The following is a 20,426-nucleotide window of genomic DNA, read 5'->3' as shown; positions in this document are numbered from 1 at the left end:
CCAGACATTTATTGTACCAACTTAGGCGGTCAAAAGCAAGGATGAGCGCCCTCCAGCCACCCACTTCACGCCTTCCCCCGTGGCAGCTTATCCGCATACCTCGCCCGCAGTTCCCCCAAGTACTCCAGTTTGGCCAGCACCTTCTCTTTATTCAGCAGTCCGATGCTCAGAATCATCTGCTCAATCAGCAGCAGCGGCGTCACCATCGAATGAAATTCTCCCAAGTCCCCCCGGCTCACGTAAAAAGCAGCATCCACCTGCGCCCCATACCGGAACTCCTCGCGGTCCGTCACCATGACGGCCGAACATCCGATGCGCTTGACGCAGTCGAGGATCACCTCGGTCTCCGGCAGCAGCCGGGTGAAGTTGAACAGCAGCACCACATCCTCCCGCTGCACATGCGCCAGCGACTCCAGCAGCTCATGGCCGCTGGCCGCCATCATCCGCACCGACATCCCGAATCGGGACAGCCGGTAAAATAACAGCTCTCCCAACGCCACGGAAGGCCCCGGCGCGTAGACGTAGATCCGTCTGGCTCCTGCCATCAAGGCGGCGGCATGCTTCAGTTCCTCCGGGTCGGTCCGCTCCGCCGACTCCCGCAGGTGAAGGCTCGTTTGCTCCAGCAGCTTCAGCGGCAAGCTCGACGGATCGAGCCGGGAGATGGTCGCCTCCAGCTTATGCGCCGGGGTCGTATCGATGGCCTGGCGAAGCCGCAAGCGGAAGTCCTTGCCGTTCTCGTATCCCGCCGACCGCCAAAACCGCGACACCGTGGCAATACTTGTGCCCACCCGATCCGCCAACTCCTGCTCCGTCATGAACAAAGCCTCGTCGGGATGCCGCTCGATGAAATCGGCGATTTTTTGATGGCCGGGGGAGAACTTCACTTGCTTCGCAAATAGTTGATTCCGATACTTCGACATGGGCTCCGCTCCTTAGGGTCTCGTTCTGTTCTGCTCCTATTCTAACAAGCCATTGTTATGTAAATTTATTTACATCATTTTCACTATGTAAAAAATATTACAATCCGTTGACATACACCCATGTCTCATTTAATACTCGGCCTCTACACTTTGGGAAGAACGACTCATTAAAGGAGGTTTTCCCTTCATGAACCGCAAAACCCTGTACACCCTCACGTCCTCGCAAAAAATGATGATTTTCGTCCTCTCCATGTCCCTGTACGGCTTGTCCAACATGTTCACCGAGCTCATCCCCGAGTTTCGCCTCGGGCCGATCGAACTCTCGGTGGAGTACTTCGCGTTTATCCCGCTCACGTTGTGTATGCTGTTCCACCCGCTGTATGCGGCGGTCGGGGCGGCGCTGGGCGAGGTGATTTTCGGCGAGCTGATGCTGGGACAATTCGGCGGACTGGGCGAGCTGGAAAAATTCCTGACCTTCTCCTTCGCCATGTACGTCGCCGGACGGATGGTCCGTAACCCGCAAAACCGCCTGCAAGTCGGCACCGCCGCCATCACGGGCGTCATCATCCATCAACTGTGCAGCAGCCTGGTCGACATCGGCAAAGTCTGGATCGGCGTCGAAGAATTCGAAGCCGTCCCCGGGCTGGCGCAAAGCGTCGTGATCGTCGAAGGCGTCGGCTTCCTGAACGACGTGCTGTTCTCCGGCATCCTGTTCGCCCTGCTGCCTACCCTCTACCTGGTTCCTAGACTCTATGGAAAAATCGAACCGCTCCTTGGCATCAAACCGCGCGAAAAATCCACCAAATACGAAGCCGCCGGCGTCATTTCGCCGAAGCTGGTGTTGAGCGGGATTGCGCTGGCGCTGATCGCTTTTGGCGCGGAATCGCTGTCCGAGACGGACTGGAACTTCGGCGAGTGGGACAGCGGGTTGGCTGACCGGCTGGGCTCGGGCGCTATCTGGCTTAGTATTGCCGCCGCAGCCGTGGTAGCCGTTATCGTCCTGCTGATCATGCGGGCCAAGCGGGCGCGTAGCATTCAAACCGGGGACGAGTCCGAGAACTTGCCGTATGCTTAATCCGAACAACGAAACCCGCGGCCCTGTGATCGACATCCGCAACGTGTCGTTTACTTACCCGGGCTCGGAGCTGCCTGTGCTGAACCAGGTGAACCTGACGATTGAACCCGGTTCCTTCACCGCCATCATCGGCGGCAACGGCTCCGGCAAATCGACATTATGCAAGCTGCTCAACGGGCTCATTCCGCATTATTATTCCGGCGACTTTGAAGGCGAGGTACACATTCACGGCCAATCCACCGCGCAAAAAACCGTCGCCCAACTCTCTCGCCGCGTCGGCTACGTCTATCAGGACTTCGACAACCAGCTCGTGCGGCCCACCGTACTGGACGAGGCTTGCTTCGCCCCGCTGAACTACGGGCTGCCCGACTACAAGGATCGGGCGCTCCACGCTTTGGAGCTCTGCGGCCTCACACACTTGCAGCACCGTTACATCTGGGAGCTGAGCGGCGGACAAAAACATCTACTCGCCCTGGCCGGAGCCCTCTCGCTGGGCGCAGAGATCCTGATCGTCGACGAGCCGGTGTCCCAGCTCGATCCGAGCCATGCCCGTCAGGTCTACGAAGTGCTGCAGGAGCTGAACCAGAACCACGGCAAGACGATTATCGTGATTGAGCATCATTCGGAGTTTATCGCCGACTACTGTCAGGAGGTTTGCCTGTTGGATCAAGGCCGGGTGTTGTGGAAACGCCCGGTCACCGCAGCCCTGAACAGCCTCGACGATCTGGAGCGGCTGGGCATTCAGCCGCCCGAGGTCACCCAAGCCGCGGCCTATCTAGCAGCCCTGCAGGACACCAACATACCAATGCGATGGAATCCCAACAACAAGCAAGCCCAGCAGGCAACTTATCCGATCACGACCGAAACCGCGATCCCTTATTTTCAGCGGCAGCTTCAAACACTACCGAATGAAACGCCTGCTCCTTGGGTCAGCACTCGTTCCCTGTCCGCCGATGATAATCATCAGCCCGACAACCAACGGAACCCCGTCATCCAGTTCAACGGCGCTTCCCTGAACTACCGCACGATCCGCAAAGCGGAGCGAACCGTGCTGTACGGCATCGACCTGACGCTCTATGAGGATGAACGGATCGCGCTCATCGGGAACAACGGCGCGGGCAAGTCTTCGCTGCTGAAGCTGATCGCCGGGATTGCCAAGCCGTCCGACGGCAGCGTTGCCGTCCTCCAGCAGGATACCCGCAGCATCTCCATCGAGCAGCTGTCGCGGGACGTCGCCTTCGTCTTCCAGAACCCGGAGGACATGTTCATCGAGGACAGCGTGCGCAAAGAGATCGCCTACTGCCTGAAACGGCGCGGCTACCCGGACGCGGACGATACCCTGCAACGCATGCTGCACAGCTTCCGGCTGGAGCCGTTGCAGGACCGCGACGCGCGCCTCCTGAGCGGCGGCCAACAGCGTCGCGTCTCGCTCGCCATCGGGGCGGCGATCCGGCCCGCGATCATGCTGCTCGACGAGCCGACGGCCAATCTCGATCTGGCCACCCGCGAAGAGCTGCTCCGCACGCTGGAGGAGCTGAACCAGCACGTCCGCACGGTGCTGATCGCCACGCATGACATGCAGCTCGTTCATCGCTGGGCGACGCGCGTCATCGTCATGCACGACGGCCGGGTGCTGGCGGACGGGACGGCGGCGCAGGTCTTCGCCAACCCGGAGCTGATCCGCCGCGCCGGCCTGGCGCTGACGCAAAGCATGGAGCTGTCCGCCGCCCTTGGCCTCCAGCCGCCATGCGGTTCGCCAATCGAGCTGGCCGACCGCCTGAACCGCATCCTCACCGGAAAGGAGATCCACCCGCATGCAGCTCGTCCGCAATTGGTTTAACAAAATCTCGCTCGACCGCATCCAGCTCGAATTAATGAACACGGCCTACGGCAGCGGCCATGCTTCCCTTTCCCGGCTGGATCCGCGGGGATTGCTGATTTGGTATCTGTTTTATGCCATCGTCCCGTGGTTTCTTAACAGTTACGTTGTCTTAGCCGGCATGTGCCTGTTCGTCATCATCACGACGGTGTTGTCCCGGGTCACGCCGTTCATCATCATTGTGCTCTGCCTTGGCTTGATCGGACAGGTGGGCTGGCTGTTTATTATCTCGCTTTTCTTCGGAGGAGACATTTCTTCCGCCCTGCCGCTGCTCAAGCTTACGCTGAAGCTGTCGATCGTCTCGCTGGCCAGTATCACCGTGTTCTCGGGCATGGATCCGGAAAAAATCAGCGACGGCCTGCTCGCCCTTGGCGTCCCCGCCGCCTTCTCGTTCAGCTTGTCCTACGGCTACCGCATTCTGCCGGTATTGTTCGAGGAGTTCCGCAACGTGCTGCTCTCCTACCGGCTGCGCGGCAAAGCGCCCGAGCGGCACGGAGTTCTGTACTGGCGGCTTGGCGCGTACTATTTGAAGCTGCTGGTGTACGCTTTTTTCCCGCTGATGCTGGCGACAGCCAAACGCTCCCGCACCACCGTAGAAGCGCTGGAAACGCGCGGCTTCTCGTACGGCATGAAGAACCCCGCCGCCAAGAAGCTCAAGCTGTCGCATTTGAAGCTGCAGCGGCGCGATGTTCTTTTTCTGGGCGGATCGGCGCTTTATGTGGCGTTATTGTTCTGGACTTCCGCTTCATTTATCTAACCAACAAGGAGTTGTTTCGATGCGCATCGACCTGCACACCCACGCGAAATTATCCAAGGCCACCGATTTCTCGCCGGCCTATTACGAAGAAATGATTGCCGAAGCCAAGGCGAACGGGCTGAATGCCCTCGCTTTGACGGAGCATTTTAATACGCGCAACTTCCATGAGGTCTACGACAACCTCGACCGCCTGTACCCCTTCAATGGGGAATACTACGAGGCTGACGGCCTCCGCATCTTCCCCGGCATGGAGGTGGATATCCGCGAAACCGGCCATATTCTGCTGATCGGGCGCAAGGAGCATATTCTGGAGGTTCGCCACGCGCTGGACAACTATACGGAAAAAGGTTCCTTCATCCCCTTCGACGAGCTGATGACGCTGGCCGAACGCTACCCCTTGCTCAAAATCGGCGCGCATCCGTTCCGCGTCTCCACCCCGCTCCATCATCTGGAGGCGGAGCAACTGCGGCGGTTGGACGCTTTTGACCTGAACGCCAAGGATATGTACGAATACGGCAACGAAGTGAACCGTGCCAACGTCGAACGCTTCGCCGCCGAGCTGGGTAAGCCGGTGACCGCCGGGAGCGACACCCATCAGTGCCTGCAATACGGCAGCTTGTATAACGAGCTGCATCGCCCCTGCGATTCCGTCGCCGAGCTGAAGCAGGCCATCTTGAGCGGGGCCTACGAGCTGCGCATCGCCGACAGCCTGCCCCTCCAGGTCAAAGCCTCCGTCATGCTGAAAAAACTGCTGAAACGCCTGGCGCAGCTGGAAGAGCCCACCCCTACGTTAGCCGATGCCTAAAAGCAACCAGCCCCCGGAGCCATAACTCCGGGGGCTGTTCTTTGCGAGCCTTACTTCTTCGTAATCAACAGTTGCACGCTATGTGCGTTGTAGATGGCTTTGACCTGCGTTTTAGCCGGCAGGCCTTTCGTTTCGATCGAAGCGAAGGTGCTTTTCGGATCGCGTTTGCCGCTCGTAATCACCGTAATGCGCTGCTTATCGGAAAGCTCCACGCCGGTGAGATCCACCCGCAGCTTGCCTCCATACGTGGCCGTGCCTTTAATGCGGAGCGGTCCGTTGTCCGGTCCAGCTAAAGCCAACTCCAACGTCCCTTTAGACGATTGTTTGAAGTTGCTGGAGACGATCAGCTCGCCGGGAACGTTTTTCTGCAAAATCCCGCCATTGTTCACGACCGGACCGTTCCCTAAGGCCGTAGCCGAGCTGCCAATCAGCGTGCCTTGCTCCAGCTGCACTCCGCCCGTAAACGTATTGTTACCCGTGAGCTCCAATGCGCCGGTTCCTTGCTTCGTCAATTTCCCGGCGCCGGAAATGTCGTTGCGCCACTGGTCAGCCGCATGGAATCCGCCTTTCGCAGCATCCATCGTCACCGTCACGTCGTTCACGAGGGCGCCAAAACCATCCGCCGCCGCAAACAAATTCAAGCGGCCCCAGCCTTCCTTGTCGTCCAGCAACGGGTACCCGGATGGCAGACCGGTCGTTGCCAGCACCCAACGGCGTTGCGTGTTATCCAAATAAGGCAAACGAGTTTCGAGTAGCACTTCGGCCCCTTTGGGCACCGTCACGGCTTTGCCCTGATCTTGAATCTGCGGAAAATCGTACGTCAGCCGCTCCGTGAATTTCTGCTTATTGCTCTCGTAATTGCTATAAGGATCGGTTCCCGTAACGACCTGGTTCAGCAGCTTCGTATGCGCCTCCTTGTAGGCGGCTTCCTTCAAGCCCTGATTCTCCGGATCGTTCAGGATCGAGGCGGACAACGCCGTAGCCAGCACCCGTCCCCCGATCACGTCGAGCGGAGAATGCATCCCGGCCACGATACGGCTATGCCCCAAATCGGAAGCGCGCGTCAGCAGCTCCTGATACCGCTCCGGTACAGCATAAGCCATGGCAAACGCCGCCAGGTACGCTGCATTGGTATGTCCGCTCGGGAATCCGCCGTCATTGGTCGGGTCCGGATTTTTGGCGGGAATAAGCGTCGGCAGTACGCTAACCTCCTCGCTCCAACGGAACGGACGAGGGTATTGATAGTACCCTTTGGCCGGATTCGAAGAGGAATAGTTACCCCGCACGGTATTTACGAACTTCACCATGTTCCCCAGTTTGGATTCGGGATCGCCGGCACCCGTGCCCTTATCGTCGTATTTAACTTCGGTCGCATCCGCCGGGATATCGAGGATCGTCGTTTGGGCACCGGTTAAATGGCGATAAACGTCGGCCAGCGGGCCTAAACCGTCGATTACGCTGTAGCTTTGGTTTCTCCGGTCGTCGAGATACGCCGCTTTCCCTTCAGCTTCGGTGCGTTTGGCCGTGATCTCAACGACTTTACGAATATTCGCGTCCAAGACCGACTGCTCCAGGATCGTGCCGCCATCCCAGGTCTTCCCCGGGGTCCACAGCTCAAGATAACCCGAGAGCGCCTCGATGGCCGGGTTGGTTTCAACTGTCGCATTTTCCTTTACGTTATTCTTGTACCGATCGGCAAAAGCCCCCGAAGATGCCTCAACCGGGGCCACACTAGTGGGGTACACCTGAGCGGCGACGTTCGCACTCGCCACGCCCGCGCTCCCCAACGGACTTGCCGCCATCAGCGAGAGAAGTAGTGTCGATACGATGGATGTTTTTAACCTTTTCATGACGATGATCCTTCCTCCTTGTTGAATTGCTTGCAAGACCCAAGGTCGCAAACCTACCCTTCCTAATGTAGGGGACAAGTGTTATGCGAGTGTTAGCGGGAGGTTTGCGCAAGGTTAATGCTTATGTAATTCAATTTATATGGTCATTAATCTTCCAACAGCACACAGCCACGGAAGAAATTGGGCGCAAAAAAAACAAGAAGGCGAGCAGTTCAAACCGCTTGCCTTCTTGTTTAAGTTTCTTATGGGCGCGATAACCCTGCCCCGCCCCATTGTATTCGATTTTTCGCATACAAAACGGTGCTAGCCTCCAAAAACACGAAATCTATTCGGTTTTTCATACAGATTCTAGGCCAACGCCCTCCTGATGGGCAATTGTACTTGGTTTTTCATATACATTCCGTTGAAATCGCCGAATTTCCCTCATTATATTTGATTTTTCGCATACATTTAGGACCTAACGCAGCTGACCCTTCGGGCTTCCCCCAGATTCCGCACTGAGAAATCAAAGCCTGCGCATCTGACTCAAGGCCAGATATGGCCTACTTCTTCTTCTTGCCCTTGCCGCCCCGCTTGCGGCCCGGGGCGGCTTCTCCGGCGCCGACAAAGACCCCGCTCGCGGAAGTCTTCTTCCGCCGCGAGCCCTTGTCCTCGCCGGTGCTGCGGTATCCGCGACCGGCATCGCGAGCCACGGCGACCGTCCCGGAGGCGTAGCCTCCCTTGCCGGAGCCGAAGCCAAACGCGGGCGCGCCGTCCGACGCGGCGCCCGGGCCCTCGCCCGCGCCGCTGTCCGCGCGGGCCACGGCGCTGCCAAGCGCGACGCCGCCGCTGCCTTTGGCAGCTCCGCCGCGCTTGCCGCGCTTCCCACCGGGGGCGCCCGCCCCGGCGCCTACGCCCTCGGCGGCGGCGAGGATCCCCGCCGCCGCTCCACCCCGGCCGGGCTTGCCTGCGCCGCGGCCGCCCTTGCCCTTGCCGGCGGCCTTGCTGCCACCTTTGCCCGGCTTGCCGCCGCGGCCACCGCCGCTCCGGCCGCCGTCAAAGGCTCCGCGCCCGCCGCCGAACTCGCCGCGCTGCCGCGGCTTCATGTCGACCATCTCGAAGTCGATGGTATGGTCGTCCATGTTCACGCGCGCTACGCGGATCTTGACCTCGTCGCCGATCCGATAGATCTTCGACGTGCGTTCCCCGATCAGCGCCATGTGCTGCTCGTGGAAATGGTAATAGTCATCCGTCATCGCGCTAAGCCGGATGAGCCCTTCCACCGTGTTCTCCAGCTCGATGAACATGCCGAAGCTCGTGACGCTGCTGATAATGCCGGGGAATTCCTCCCCGACCTTATCCAGCATGAACTCCGCTTTCTTCAGCTGTTCCGTATCGCGCTCCGCCTCCACGGCGATACGCTCCCGCTCAGACGATTGCTGCGCGATATCTTGCATGCGGCTGGCCAGATACTCCATCCGCGCTTCGCTTAACGCGCCGTTGCTCTCGATCACCTCGCGAATCACCCGGTGGATCACCAGGTCGGGATACCGCCGGATCGGCGAGGTGAAGTGCGTGTAGAACTCCGCCGCCAGCCCGAAGTGCCCGGTGCTTTCCGCATCGTATTTCGCCTGCTTCATCGAGCGCAGCATCATCGTACTGATGACCGTCTGCTCCTTCGTACCCTGGATGTCCTCCAGCAGCGTCTGCAGCGCGCGCGGGTGTATTTTGTTGCCTTTCCCGCCTTTGACCGCGTACCCGAAGTTGGCGACAAACGCCATGAAGTTCATCAGCTTCTCCTGGTCCGGATCCTCGTGAATCCGATAAATGAACGGCACCTTAAGCCAATGAAAATGCTCCGCCACCGTCTCATTCGCCGCCAGCATGAATTCCTCGATAATCTGTTCCGCGATCGAACGCTCACGCTTTACAATGTCGACCGGCTTGCCGTTCTCATCGACGATGACCTTCGATTCCTCGAAATCGAAGTCCACCGCGCCCCGCCGCATGCGGTTCCCCCGCAGCTTCAGCGCCAGCTCCTTCATCAGTTGGAACGTCTCGACCAGATCGGCGTAACGCTCCGTTACCTCCGGATCTTCCTCCTGCAGGATTTTGCGCACATTGGTGTAAGTCATCCGTTCCTTCGTGCGAATCACGCTGGTGAAGATATCGTGCTTCACGACCTTCATCTGCTCGTTAAATTCCATTTCACAGGACAACGTAAAGCGGTCCACCTTCGGATTCAGCGAGCAAATCCCGTTCGACAGCCGGTGCGGCAGCATCGGAATGACGCGGTCCACCAAATACACACTGCATCCGCGGTTATAAGCTTCTTGATCCAGCTTGGAACTCTCTCTTACGTAATACCCAACGTCCGCGATATGCACGCCCAACCGGATATTCCCGTTTGGCAGGCGCTCCACATTGACGGCGTCGTCCAAGTCTTTCGCGTCCTCGCCGTCGATCGTTACGATCACCTTGTCGCGCAAATCCCGCCGACCTTGGCGGACGATTTCCGCCTCCTCGATCTCGTCAGGCGCATCCTGCGCCTCTGCCATGACGTCCTCCGGGAACGCCTCCGGCAGCTGATGCTTGCGGATAATGGACAGGATATCGACGCCCGGGTCATCCTTGTGTCCGAGGATCTCGATAACCCGTCCTACTGCGGCGGAGCGCCCCTCCGGGTATTCCACGATTTCGGCCACAACCTTCTCGCCGTCCACCGCCCCGCCGAAGCCTTCGCGAGGGATAAACAAATCCTTGTTGATCCGTTTGTCATCCGGGATGACGAAACCAAACGATTCGTTGTTCTGGAAGACCCCCACTACCTGAGTAACCGCGCGGTGTACGATGCGTACGACCTCGCCTTCCAGCTTGCCGCCGCCCGCGCTTTTCGAGCTGACGCGCACCAGCACGGTATCGCCATTCATCGCGCTCTTCAAGTCATTCGCATGGATGTAGACATCCGGATGATCGCGATCCTCCGGTATGAGAAACGCAAATCCCTTGGCATGGGCCTGCAAACGCCCGCGCACCAAATCCATCCGTTCCGGAACGCCGTAACGATGAGTGCGGGTTAATATAATTTGTCCTTCCTGCTCCAAGCGGTTGAGCATCTTCAGGAACTCTTTGAAATCGCTGGCATCCGTAATGCCAAAATGCTCCTCCAGTTCCTGATACGTCAACGGTTTATACGCGGTTTCCCGCATAAATGCGAGCAGCTCTGCTTCTGTGATTAATTTCAAATGATTTCACCTCAAACCCGGCTTGTCCCTTGGGTTGCCGGGGTGTAATTTTGCACGTGTCTTTCCATGATATTCCTTTACCCGTATATCCCCTAGTATACACGAAATTCGTCATTGGCATCCGTTTTCACCCGGGATTCCCGTGAAATTACATGGATTTCATGAAAAAAGCTTAATTTTTATGAAAATCCAGCCGACAATATAATGGAGGAATTCCACGAATTAGGAGAGGGAGAAGGTATGGAGAACAATAGCATTCTGCAACGACGCAACAAGTTATTCGTCAAAATCATTTGGGGAATGGTCGCCCTCGGCGTCCTGACCGACATCATGATCCAAGTCGACAGCAAAGTCCTGTATACGTTGATCATCGTCGGCGGAATCTGCTGCTCCATTGCGACCTACATGACTTACGCGAACAAAGGGACACGCTACGTCATGTTCGTCATTCCTGTGATCACCCAACTGCTGACGTTTCTGCTGATCTATCATGATCCGGACCCCATTGTCAGCACGTATTTGCTCGTCTACGTATCCATTGGCATCATGACGTTGTATTCCAATTACAAACCGATTATTTTCGCAGGCGTATTGGGTATAGGGATCACCATTTATTTCTTCAACGTTCCCTTCTACCACGATAAATTATTCCCTCGGGAGTCGCTCAGTTATCTGTTGCTGTTCCTGGGATTTCTGACCGTGGCTTTAGCTTTTGCCGCTCGGTTTAGCGAACGCCTGCAGCAGGATGTATTAACGAAGCAGCGTGATACCGCAGAAGCTAAACGCCGCAGCGATGAATTGCTCACGAATTTGCAAACCTCGCTGGACGTATTGGGCCGTCTGAGCACACAGCTGCGGGATAACGTGAACGTCACCGGCTCGATCTCGAAGGAGATTACAACAACCTTTGGCAGCGTCTCCTCCACTCTGGAGCGTCAGACCCTGGGGCTTACGGAAACGACCAAATCCGTGCAAGAGGTTGGCGGGGCCGTGGAGGTCACAGCAGAGATTTCGGCTCAGCTTCAAGCGTTATCCACCGATATGCTTCACAATACAGAGGCAGCCGGGGCGAAAATGAATTCCTTATCCGTACATATTGAGCATCTGCAGCAGGTGATTGCTGGAACGGTCACGCAAATGCAGAAGCTTCGCGATCAGAACGAGCAAATCAGCCAAATCGTCGAGACGATCCATGGGATCTCCACGCAAACGAACCTGCTCGCCATGAACGCCGCCATTGAAGCGGCACATGCCGGGGAGCATGGTAAAGGTTTTGCCGTTGTTTCTACGGAAATCCGTAAGCTGGCGGAGAATTCGCAGAAAGCAACGCAAAGTATTAACGACATTCTGGCGGACGTCATCGGGCAAATCAACAACGTCGCCGAACAGATTACACTTGGCTCGACCGCGATCCATTCCGGGCAGGAAGAAGCACAAGAAGTCCAGAGCTATGTGGAGAAGGTGTCCGGCAATGCCCGGACGGTCAATCAGCAATCCAGTGAGGTTGATCGTTCCGTACGGCAGATGCAGGACCGTTACGGCAGCATCATGGCGGAAATCATGGAGCTGGCTGAAAGCACCGAACATAATATGAGCGCGGCCCAGCAAATTTTGGCGGGCATCGAAGCCCAGGATGGTAAAATCCACGAGATCGTTCAACATTATCAGGATCTCGACACCTTGATTCTCTCCTTGTCGGCCACCGCAACGGGCGAAACCGCAGAGGCGCCTCAAGCGGTTCAATCGGCGTCCGTTCCGTCAGCTAACGCTAAGCAGCCGATCCCGGTTGGTTCGTAGAGATGAAGAAGGCTTGCCCGCGGGCAAGCCTTCTCTTGTATTTAGGTTATGTAGATAAGACCGTTTCTTGATCTAAGCTTTCGAGTGTATCCAAATACCACGCAAAACGTTCCGCATTCTCGTAAAATTCCGCCACATGAATAATGGCCGGTACGACATCGTCCCCTTTGTAAAATTGGCGTTCGCCAACCTGGGACATCGGGACATGAAAGGAGATGCGAAGCGCCCGAAACAACGTGGGCTCGAGCAGCGTGACGTAATGGCGAATCCCGTTCTGCTGAGCAAACAATACAATCGTTGCGAGTAGCCTGTTCAGGTTTCGGCCGCGATACCGTTTGAGCAGCGCCACCTTATCAACCTCGGCGATTTCCCCCGGGTCTGCGAGTAATATGGCCGGATGGTCATCAAACGGCACCAATTCATTTAAGGGCTCGTCCGATCTAGGCACATAGGGCTTGAATTCTACGGTCCCCACCGGTACCCCCGAGGCGTCATAAACGAGGCACCGACCCAAGACGTTGTCGGCAAATTCCGGTTCAAAGCCCTTCTCCATCCAGGCTTCCATCCAAATCGAGTGAAACAAGGTTCCTTCCTCCAGCGATTCCACCAGTTTGTACAATTTCCTTCCTCCTCTCATTGTCTGTACCAAAATTGTAATATTTTTACCTATGGCAAGCCACGAAAATCCTACATAATCTAACATTTATTACTAATAAATTCCTTTCAATATTGTTACGATTTGTTTTCATAAAACAACGCAAAAAAAGCCCCCGTCTCCCGAGGGAAACGAGGACTTACTCTGGCTAGAATTGTTGTAGGTTAGTCCAACACGACAGCAACGACGATTGACAAGATGAAGAAACCCGCTGCCAATCCGACCGTGATCCGTTCAAGAACGAGCTCCATGCCGCGCGCTTTCGTTTTTCCGAAAAGATGTTCAGCACCCCCGGAGATGGCACCGGCTAGACCCGCGCTCTTCCCTTTCTGCAGCAACACAACTGCGATCAAACCGATCGAGAAAATAACGAGCAATACCTTCAGCAAAATATCCATTCAATCCACCTCCTAAGTGAGAAACATCCTTCATCTATTCCAGAAACTCAGATATTTACGATACAAAAACAGCATTATTATTGTACCATAGCGTCCATCGAATAACAACCGTTTTCCCATTGTACCGGTTCCCTTGATCTATCTAAAACGAATGTCCTGCATCAGTCAACGAAGTTTGTCATTATTCCCCAAAAAGCGACGAAATTTGAGTCCTATAGTTCTCTATTTTGTGCCAAATTACCCCTTTTTTTCGTGATAACATGAACTTAAGTCATATTTTCACAAGCACACCAGGAGGGTAATTTATGTTCAAGTTCAAGAAAGAGAAACGTGAGTCCCAAGAGAAGTCCGGATCTTTTCAACGCAAGCTGTTGATGATTATTCTTGCGACCTCTCTCCTCCCGCTCCTCGGCGCAAGCGTATTCTTCGTCAGCTATTTCGGGGACGTCATTACGCAGAACAACGAAGAGTTGGTCCAATCCACACTGGATATGAACATCGCCAAAATCGACGAATGGATCTCGGGCAAATCCAAAGCCGTCGAAAATCTCGTCCAGCAGGATCCGGAGTTCCAGACGTTCCAGCCGGATCGGATCTTCCCGATTCTGAATGTGCTCGAGCAAAGCGATGAACAGTCGGAAGGCTTCAGCGTGATCGACAAGAACGGGACGCTGACGAATATGCTCGGCATGAGCGCCGACTCCTCGAAGAGCCCTTACTTCATCGAAGCCAAGAAGAACAAAGTCACAGCCTACTCCGAGATGAGTTATCTGGAGCCGCTGGACAAGTATTTCATCGCCGCCATGGTACCGGTCAACAATAAGAGCGGGCAGTTCTTGGGTGGTGTCGCCTTCTCCGTTACCCCGGACGTGTTGTCCCAGCTAAGCGGCAAAATCAAGATCGCCGACACCGGTTATGCTTACGTCATCTCGAATACCGGCGTGTATTACAGCTATCCGGACACCGAACGGTTCAACAAGAATATCCAGGATTACGCTAAGACGCCGGCGCTGAAGGAAACCGTCAAGACCATCCTCGGCAATCCGAGCGGGCATGTCACCTACCGCGACGAGTCGGGGAAGGAAGTTATTACATACTTCGGCACAGTGCCTAGCACCGGCTGGAAGATGGTGATTACCGTGCCTACCCAAGAAATTTTCGCGGAAGTGAACAATGCACGCAACCTGTCTATCGCCATCGCCGTTGCCACCGCCATCCTCGTCTTCGTGATCGCCTTCTTCTTGGCACGCCAAATCGTGAAGCCGATCCGCTTAGTCTCCGCCGTCATGAAGAAAGTCGCCGACGGGCAGCTCAGCGAGCGGGTAAAGGTCACCTCGAAGGACGAAATCGGGCAGATGAGCGGCAACATCAACCTGATGATCGATTCTCTGGCGACGATGGTGAAGCAGATCAATCGTACGATTGGGGAGGTCGCCGCCGCTTCCGACGAATTGCTCAATGCCACACGTCAATCAACCGAAGCTACCGCGGAAATCACCACCGCGATTCAAGGCGTCGCCGGCGGTACGGAAACTCAGCTTATGGGCGCGGAGCAGTCCGCACGGGCGACCGAGGAAATGGCCGTTGGCGTCCAGCGAATCGCCGAAGCTTCCGGCAGCGTCTCCGAGCGGGCCGAAACCGCCGCCAGCGAGGTGGAGAATGGTTATGTGCAAATTCAGTCGGCCATTGAGCAAATGGCGCACATTCAATCGACTGCGAATCAAACGGCGACCGATATCGAGCAGCTAACCGCCCATTCCACTGAGATCGGGGAGATCGTGAACGTCATCTCCGATATCTCGAACCAAACGGCGCTTCTGTCGCTGAACGCCTCCATCGAGGCCGCACGGGCCGGGGAGCAGGGACGAGGTTTTGCCGTCGTAGCCGGTGAGGTCAAGAAGCTCGCCGAGCAGACCAGTCAATCGATCGCCCATATCGTCGAATTGATCCAGTTCATCCAGGGTTCCACGTCTCAAGCTGCGGAATCGGTCAAGAACAGCATTGAGGAGATCAATAAAGGCATCCACCGAATGGAAAATGTTGGCGTATCGTTCGGCCAGATTCGCGAGTCGATCCATCACGTCTCCTCTCAAATCCAAGACGTGTCGGCAACAACGCAGCAGATCTCCGCAGGCACCGAAGAAATTGCCGCCTCAGTTGGCGATATGCTAAGCACGGCCAAGGATTCTGCACTAAGTGCGCAATCGGTTGCTGGCTCCTCAGAGGAACAAGCCGCGATTATCAAAGGCATCGAGGCTTCCGCGCAATCGCTAAACCAGCTAATGAATGAGCTGAAGGAGCAAATTCGAGTCTTTAAAGCTTAAGGCTAGACGCGTAATAACCGGCATATTGCCTCGTTAACTACACTACCTTGTGAAAATATGAACAATTCAAAGGACGCCTCGGATCTCAGGCGTCCTCTTCTTTTTTGCTACAATTAACTAAGTTTATATACACGCGCCTCGTAAGGCCGCAAATCCATGCTCCGCACGTCTGCGTCTGCAGGCACATCGTCATAGTTTACGATAAGCAGCTTGGCCGCTTGGGTCTTCTCCGAAAGGATGGGCGATGCTTCTGGTGTCGTCCAGTCAAACCGGGTTGGTTGGTCGTAGAAATTCAACACCACCAATAATTGCTCTTGTCCCAACGTCCGGGTGTATGCATACACCTGTTCATCGTCGGCGTTTATGAGCTCATATCTCCCGTAAACAATCACCTCATGTTGCTTGCGAAGTTCGATCAATTGGCGATAGTAATGGAAAATCGAGTTGTCATCCGCCAGCGCCTGCTCCACATTGATGTCCTGGTAATTCGGGTTGATCGCCAGCCATGGCGTGCCGGTCGTGAATCCCGCATGCGGGCTGCTGCCGTTCCATTGCATAGGGGTGCGCGCGTTGTCCCGCCCCTTGGCGTAAATCGCCTCCATGATTTCCTCCGGCGTACGGCCTTTCTCCAGGTACTCCTTGTACATATTTAACGTCTCGATATCGCGGTACTCGTCGATCGTCTTGAACCGAACATTGGTCATGCCGATTTCCTCGCCCTGATAAATGTAAGGCGTGCCTTGCAGTGTATGCAGCAGCGTGGCCAGCATTTTAGCCGATACGTTACGATACTCACGGTCATTACCGAACCGTGATACAAGGCGCGGCTGGTCATGGTTGTTCAGGTAGATACTGTTCCATGCCTTTCCTTCCAAATCGGTCTGCCATTTAGAGAAGATCTGTTTGAAATCGGTCAACTTCCACGGTTTGCCCCACCATTTACCGTCGGATCCCGAATCGATACCCATCAGCTCGAACTGGAACACCATGCTAAGCTCGCCTCGGTCGGTTCCAGCGAAGAGGGCGGCATCCTCCGGCGTAACATCCAGGGTTTCACCCACCGTCATGATATCGTATTTAGACAAAACCTCGCGGTTCATTTCCTGCAGAAACTCGTGAACCCGGGGGCCGTTGATGCAAGTCCCGCCGTCTGCGCCATCCGGCAACCCCGGCGGCTTGGAGATCATGTTGATCACGTCCATGCGGAACCCGTCGATCCCTTTATCGAGCCACCAGGTCATCATGTCGTATACTTCACGGCGAACCTTTGGGTTCTCCCAGTTCAGGTCCGGCTGCTTCTTGGAGAACATATGAAGGTAATATTCGCCGGTGGCATCGTCGTACTCCCAAGCCGGTCCGCTAAAGAACGAACCCCAGTCATTCGGAGCTTCCCCCTCCTTACCTGGATGCCAAATATAGTAATCCCGGTATGGATTATCCTTCGATTTACGCGATTCGACGAACCAGTGATGCTCATCCGAGCTGTGATTGACGACCAGGTCCATGATGAGCTTCATGCCCCGCGTATGTAGTCCGTCCAGCAGCTCCTCCCAATCCCGCATCGTGCCAAAGGAATCCATGATAGATTGATAATTACTGATATCGTACCCATTGTCGTCGTTCGGCGATTCGTACACCGGGCATAACCAGATTACGTCCGCGCCCAGCGTTTTCAAATAATCCAGCTTAGAGATGATCCCCCGCAAGTCGCCGATTCCATCCCCGTTGCTGTCCATGAAGCTACTCGGATAAATTTGATAGACGACACTTTCCTTCCACCACTTTTTGTCCATAAATAGGTCCTCCTCTGGATAGATCTAATTAGTTTTGCCCTTCACCGTGCTATTTTGCATTTACTAGTACATACAGCAGTTTGGGTAAACGTTTACGTATCGGTGAGCAAGAAATGCGCTCGAAAAATAAGAACATGTAATGGCCTTATTTCTCCAGGGTTCATGTTTACCGCGATAATAGCGGTACTTTTTGTCCTTATTTAGTTGCTCGGGCCATAAATTGCCTCGTATTTATTACCGCTATTTCCGTTGGCAAACAGATCCTGACTTCCTTACTCCCTCGTGCTTACCGTGCCGCGCCCGATGATCTGATGGGGCATGATCTCGCTGCCCTCGGGTTGGCCCGTCTCAATCCGCGCCATTAGCTTGGCCGCAGCCAGACGGCCCATTTCCGCCAGCGGCTGGGCAACGGTGGTCAGCGGCGGATAACACATCTCGGCCAGCTTGAGATTGTCGTAGCCGATGACGGAGAGCTGCTCCGGAACGGCTATGCCCAGGCGCGCCGCCGTGGAGATGACGGCGATCGCCATTTCGTCGCCGGCGGCGAACACGGCCGTTACCTCCGGCGATTGGCGCAGCAGCTGCTCCGCCGCCTTGCAGCCGCCGGCAAAGTGGAAGCGCCCGTCCAGCACGGGCGCCTCACCCGCCGGCAGGCCGTGATCGGCCAGGGCCGCCCGGAACCCGGCGATGCGCGGCTCGCCGGCGATCTCGTCATGGGCCGGTCCGCTGATCATCGCAATCCGGCGGTGCCCCTGCCGGATCAAATAAGCACAGGCGTCGTACGCCGCCTGATGGTCATCCACCTTGACGTAAGGGATGTCGGCATACTCGGACTTCGTGGATACCAGGACGACCGGCACCTCCATCGCCCGGAGCGTCTGATCATACTCCTCTTTCAACACGCCACTCGAGAAGATAATTCCGTCTACCTGCTTCTCCCGCAGTACCTGTAAATATTTCATCGTTCGCTTGCCGTCTTCGGCTGTATTGCATACGACCACACTGTAACCGCGCTCCTGCGCCGCTTCCTCGATCCCATGCAGGATCTCCGAGGAGAACGCGCTGGATACGCTCGGAAACAACACCCCGATCGTCTGAGTCCGCTTATTAACGAGTCCTCGAGCGATTGCATTTGGCTGATACTTTAGCTCAGCCACCGCATCCAGCACCTTCACCCGCGTCTCTTCCGAATAACCCGGTAAATCGTTTAACACCCGGGAGACGGTCGCTACCGATACGCCTGCCAATCTGGCAACGTCTTTAATGGTTGCACTCATGCTTGTATCCACTTCTCCATTCAACGTAAACGTTTACGTTATTCTTCTTCAATATACCGAACTTCCGCTTCAGTTGTCAATGAAAACAGCCAGGTACCTAATTAAGCACGTCTTCGATTCGCTATAGTTTGACATCATACGACATATTTCTGCATTTCTCTCTTTCGCTAAAAAAAAGAAAGTGCTATTCTAAAGACAGAATCCTTCATCACGATAAAGCCTCAAATTATACATACTAAGGAGCGTGCCCTATGCGAAACAGCAATGAAGTCCTTCGTAACTTTATCCGCTACTTCGCCAACATGATCATCCAAGGGGCACTGATGGGAGCGTTTGCTATAACCCTCAGTGCGCTGATTGCCGGCGAGCCCATCTTGACGAGCCGACACCTCGTCTTGATGCTGCTGATCATCGTTGCCACCATCGGTTTTGGCATCCGGAATTTCCTAGCTTATGCCAAGCCTTTTAAGGAAATTGAACGATTCATTTCGCAAATTGCCGCAGGCAACCTGACGCACCGGATCCGGATGGATCAATTGGGCAGCTTAAAGCGTTTCGGCGTGCCGATGGAGGGGATGCGGGAGCATCTGGGTCAACTCGTGCTCCAAGTGAAACAGACCTCAACCGAGGTCAATCTAAAGATTCGCGATTTGCATGAACGGCTCCAATCGAATCGGGAACAATTTGACCAGATCGTTGCGGCGATGGAGGTTATCGCGGCTGCCAGTAAACAGCAATACTCCGCCGCCAAGGAAAGCGCCAAAGCCGTTGAGGAATTGGCTACCGGGATCGGGCATATCTCTGAAATCTCTCTGTCGGTCACCGAATCCTCAAGCGGGGTTGCTTCCATGGCAGAGATAACCCGGCAAGAGATGCTGGCGATGAACGAGCAAATGGGCAAGATGAATCAATCCTTTCGCGTTCTAACCGAAACGATCTCGCAGTTTCTAGGACGCAGCGAGGATATCGCAACTTCTACGGATGCCATCACGGGGATTTTGCAGCAGACGCATATTCTGGCTCTGAACGCGAATATTGAAGCCGCCCGAGCAGGCGAACAAGGCAGAGGATTTGCCGTCGTCGCCACCGAAATCCGCAAGCTGGCTTCCGAGGCGAACCGCTTCGCCGAGGAGATCGGCGAATTGCTGGAGAAGGCCGAGGAGGAATCCAACCAATCGAAGTCGGCCATGGACACGTCCCATCAGGAGATCCAGGCAGGGATCACGGTTCTCGGGAAAACCGAGACGGTGATGCACGATATTCTTACTCAGGTGGAAACGATCAATACCGAAATGAGCGGGTTCTCCGCGACTGGGCAGCAAATGGCGGCCGGAAGCCAGGAGGTGGCTGCAACCGTCGATGAGATGGCGCGTTCCTCCTCGGAAACCACGCGGCATATCGACGACATCGTCATGCTGACGGCGCAGATCCACGAATCCATTCAAACCATGTCCACCGCCGGTGATCAACTGGAGACACTCGGAAGAGAACTGCAAGGCACAATCGAAAGCTTCCGTTTGGATGAGTCGCGGAACTCGGTCGCTTAAACCCGTAGAGCGAGGTTCGTCCCAGAAATTAGTGGAATTGGTCGCGGAAATGTTGCATTTTGTGCAAGATTTGAGCGGTCAAACAGGCCTGTGGATGTGAAATATTGCATTTTCTACAACATTCC

The 20,426-nt window shown here is 55.5% G+C and carries 14 protein-coding genes; 7 read left to right on the top strand and 7 right to left on the bottom strand.

Annotated features, from left to right (window positions below):
* Window positions 1-65 precede the first annotated feature (65 nt).
* The gene (locus M0651_RS13820; protein WP_248552334.1) at window positions 66-920 is read right to left on the bottom strand and encodes a MurR/RpiR family transcriptional regulator; all 855 of its coding nucleotides are present in this window, start codon (window positions 918-920) and stop codon (window positions 66-68) included.
* 187 nt (window positions 921-1,107) lie between these two features.
* On the opposite strand from M0651_RS13820, the gene M0651_RS13815 reads away from it, so the two are divergent.
* From M0651_RS13815 to M0651_RS13800, 4 genes are read left to right on the top strand one after another with little or no spacing between them, the layout of a single operon-like run.
* Entirely contained in the window at window positions 1,108-1,995 is an 888-nt protein-coding gene (locus M0651_RS13815; RefSeq protein ID WP_248552333.1) for a DUF8171 family membrane protein, read from the top strand.
* Complete coding sequence (locus tag M0651_RS13810) at window positions 1,988-3,835, top strand: ABC transporter ATP-binding protein (RefSeq protein WP_248552332.1); 1,848 nt, start codon at window positions 1,988-1,990, stop codon at window positions 3,833-3,835. Before M0651_RS13815 ends, M0651_RS13810 begins: the two co-directional genes overlap by 8 nt.
* Entirely contained in the window at window positions 3,810-4,631 is an 822-nt protein-coding gene (locus tag M0651_RS13805; protein ID WP_248552331.1) for an energy-coupling factor transporter transmembrane component T family protein, read from the top strand. The genes M0651_RS13810 and M0651_RS13805 overlap by 26 nt, the downstream gene beginning before the upstream one ends.
* Window positions 4,632-4,650: 19 nt before the next feature.
* Window positions 4,651-5,436 (top strand): PHP domain-containing protein, encoded by a 786-nt coding sequence (locus M0651_RS13800; protein WP_248552437.1) that lies wholly within the window; start codon window positions 4,651-4,653, stop codon window positions 5,434-5,436.
* A 50-nt stretch (window positions 5,437-5,486) separates the two neighbouring features.
* Here the strand turns inward: M0651_RS13800 and M0651_RS13795 are convergent, their stop codons facing one another.
* Window positions 5,487-7,286 (bottom strand): acid phosphatase, encoded by a 1,800-nt coding sequence (locus M0651_RS13795; protein WP_248552330.1) that lies wholly within the window; start codon window positions 7,284-7,286, stop codon window positions 5,487-5,489.
* Window positions 7,287-7,828: 542 nt separating this feature from the next.
* A complete protein-coding gene (rnr, locus tag M0651_RS13790; RefSeq protein ID WP_248552436.1) occupies window positions 7,829-10,474 on the bottom strand; it encodes a ribonuclease R in 2,646 nt (881 codons plus the stop codon).
* Between the two features lie 276 nt (window positions 10,475-10,750).
* Here rnr and M0651_RS13785 point away from each other — a divergent pair, with 276 nt between their 5' ends.
* Window positions 10,751-12,307 (top strand): methyl-accepting chemotaxis protein, encoded by a 1,557-nt coding sequence (locus M0651_RS13785; protein ID WP_248552329.1) that lies wholly within the window; start codon window positions 10,751-10,753, stop codon window positions 12,305-12,307.
* A 46-nt stretch (window positions 12,308-12,353) separates the two neighbouring features.
* Here M0651_RS13785 and M0651_RS13780 read toward each other — a convergent pair whose 3' ends face one another.
* On the bottom strand, window positions 12,354-12,926 hold the full coding sequence (locus tag M0651_RS13780) for a GNAT family N-acetyltransferase (protein ID WP_248552328.1): 573 nt from the start codon (window positions 12,924-12,926) through the stop codon (window positions 12,354-12,356).
* A 200-nt stretch (window positions 12,927-13,126) separates the two neighbouring features.
* Window positions 13,127-13,360 (bottom strand): preprotein translocase subunit SecG, encoded by a 234-nt coding sequence (gene secG, locus M0651_RS13775; protein ID WP_155606956.1) that lies wholly within the window; start codon window positions 13,358-13,360, stop codon window positions 13,127-13,129.
* Window positions 13,361-13,665: 305 nt separating this feature from the next.
* Here secG and M0651_RS13770 point away from each other — a divergent pair, with 305 nt between their 5' ends.
* A complete protein-coding gene (locus tag M0651_RS13770) occupies window positions 13,666-15,684 on the top strand; it encodes a methyl-accepting chemotaxis protein (protein WP_248552327.1) in 2,019 nt (672 codons plus the stop codon).
* Window positions 15,685-15,797: 113 nt separating this feature from the next.
* Here M0651_RS13770 and M0651_RS13765 read toward each other — a convergent pair whose 3' ends face one another.
* Entirely contained in the window at window positions 15,798-17,477 is a 1,680-nt protein-coding gene (locus M0651_RS13765; protein WP_248552326.1) for a glycoside hydrolase family 13 protein, read from the bottom strand.
* Window positions 17,478-17,749: 272 nt separating this feature from the next.
* Window positions 17,750-18,754 (bottom strand): LacI family DNA-binding transcriptional regulator, encoded by a 1,005-nt coding sequence (locus tag M0651_RS13760; RefSeq protein ID WP_248552325.1) that lies wholly within the window; start codon window positions 18,752-18,754, stop codon window positions 17,750-17,752.
* A 251-nt stretch (window positions 18,755-19,005) separates the two neighbouring features.
* On the opposite strand from M0651_RS13760, the gene M0651_RS13755 reads away from it, so the two are divergent.
* Complete coding sequence (locus M0651_RS13755) at window positions 19,006-20,301, top strand: methyl-accepting chemotaxis protein (protein WP_248552324.1); 1,296 nt, start codon at window positions 19,006-19,008, stop codon at window positions 20,299-20,301.
* Window positions 20,302-20,426 lie beyond the last annotated feature (125 nt).

It is taken from the genome of Paenibacillus mellifer (assembly GCF_023195895.1).
In the GTDB taxonomy this organism is placed as follows: Bacteria; Bacillota; Bacilli; order Paenibacillales; family Paenibacillaceae; genus Fontibacillus; species Fontibacillus mellifer.
Note: the sequence above shows the minus strand (reverse complement) of the source record. Positions and strands in the feature narration are given on the sequence as shown.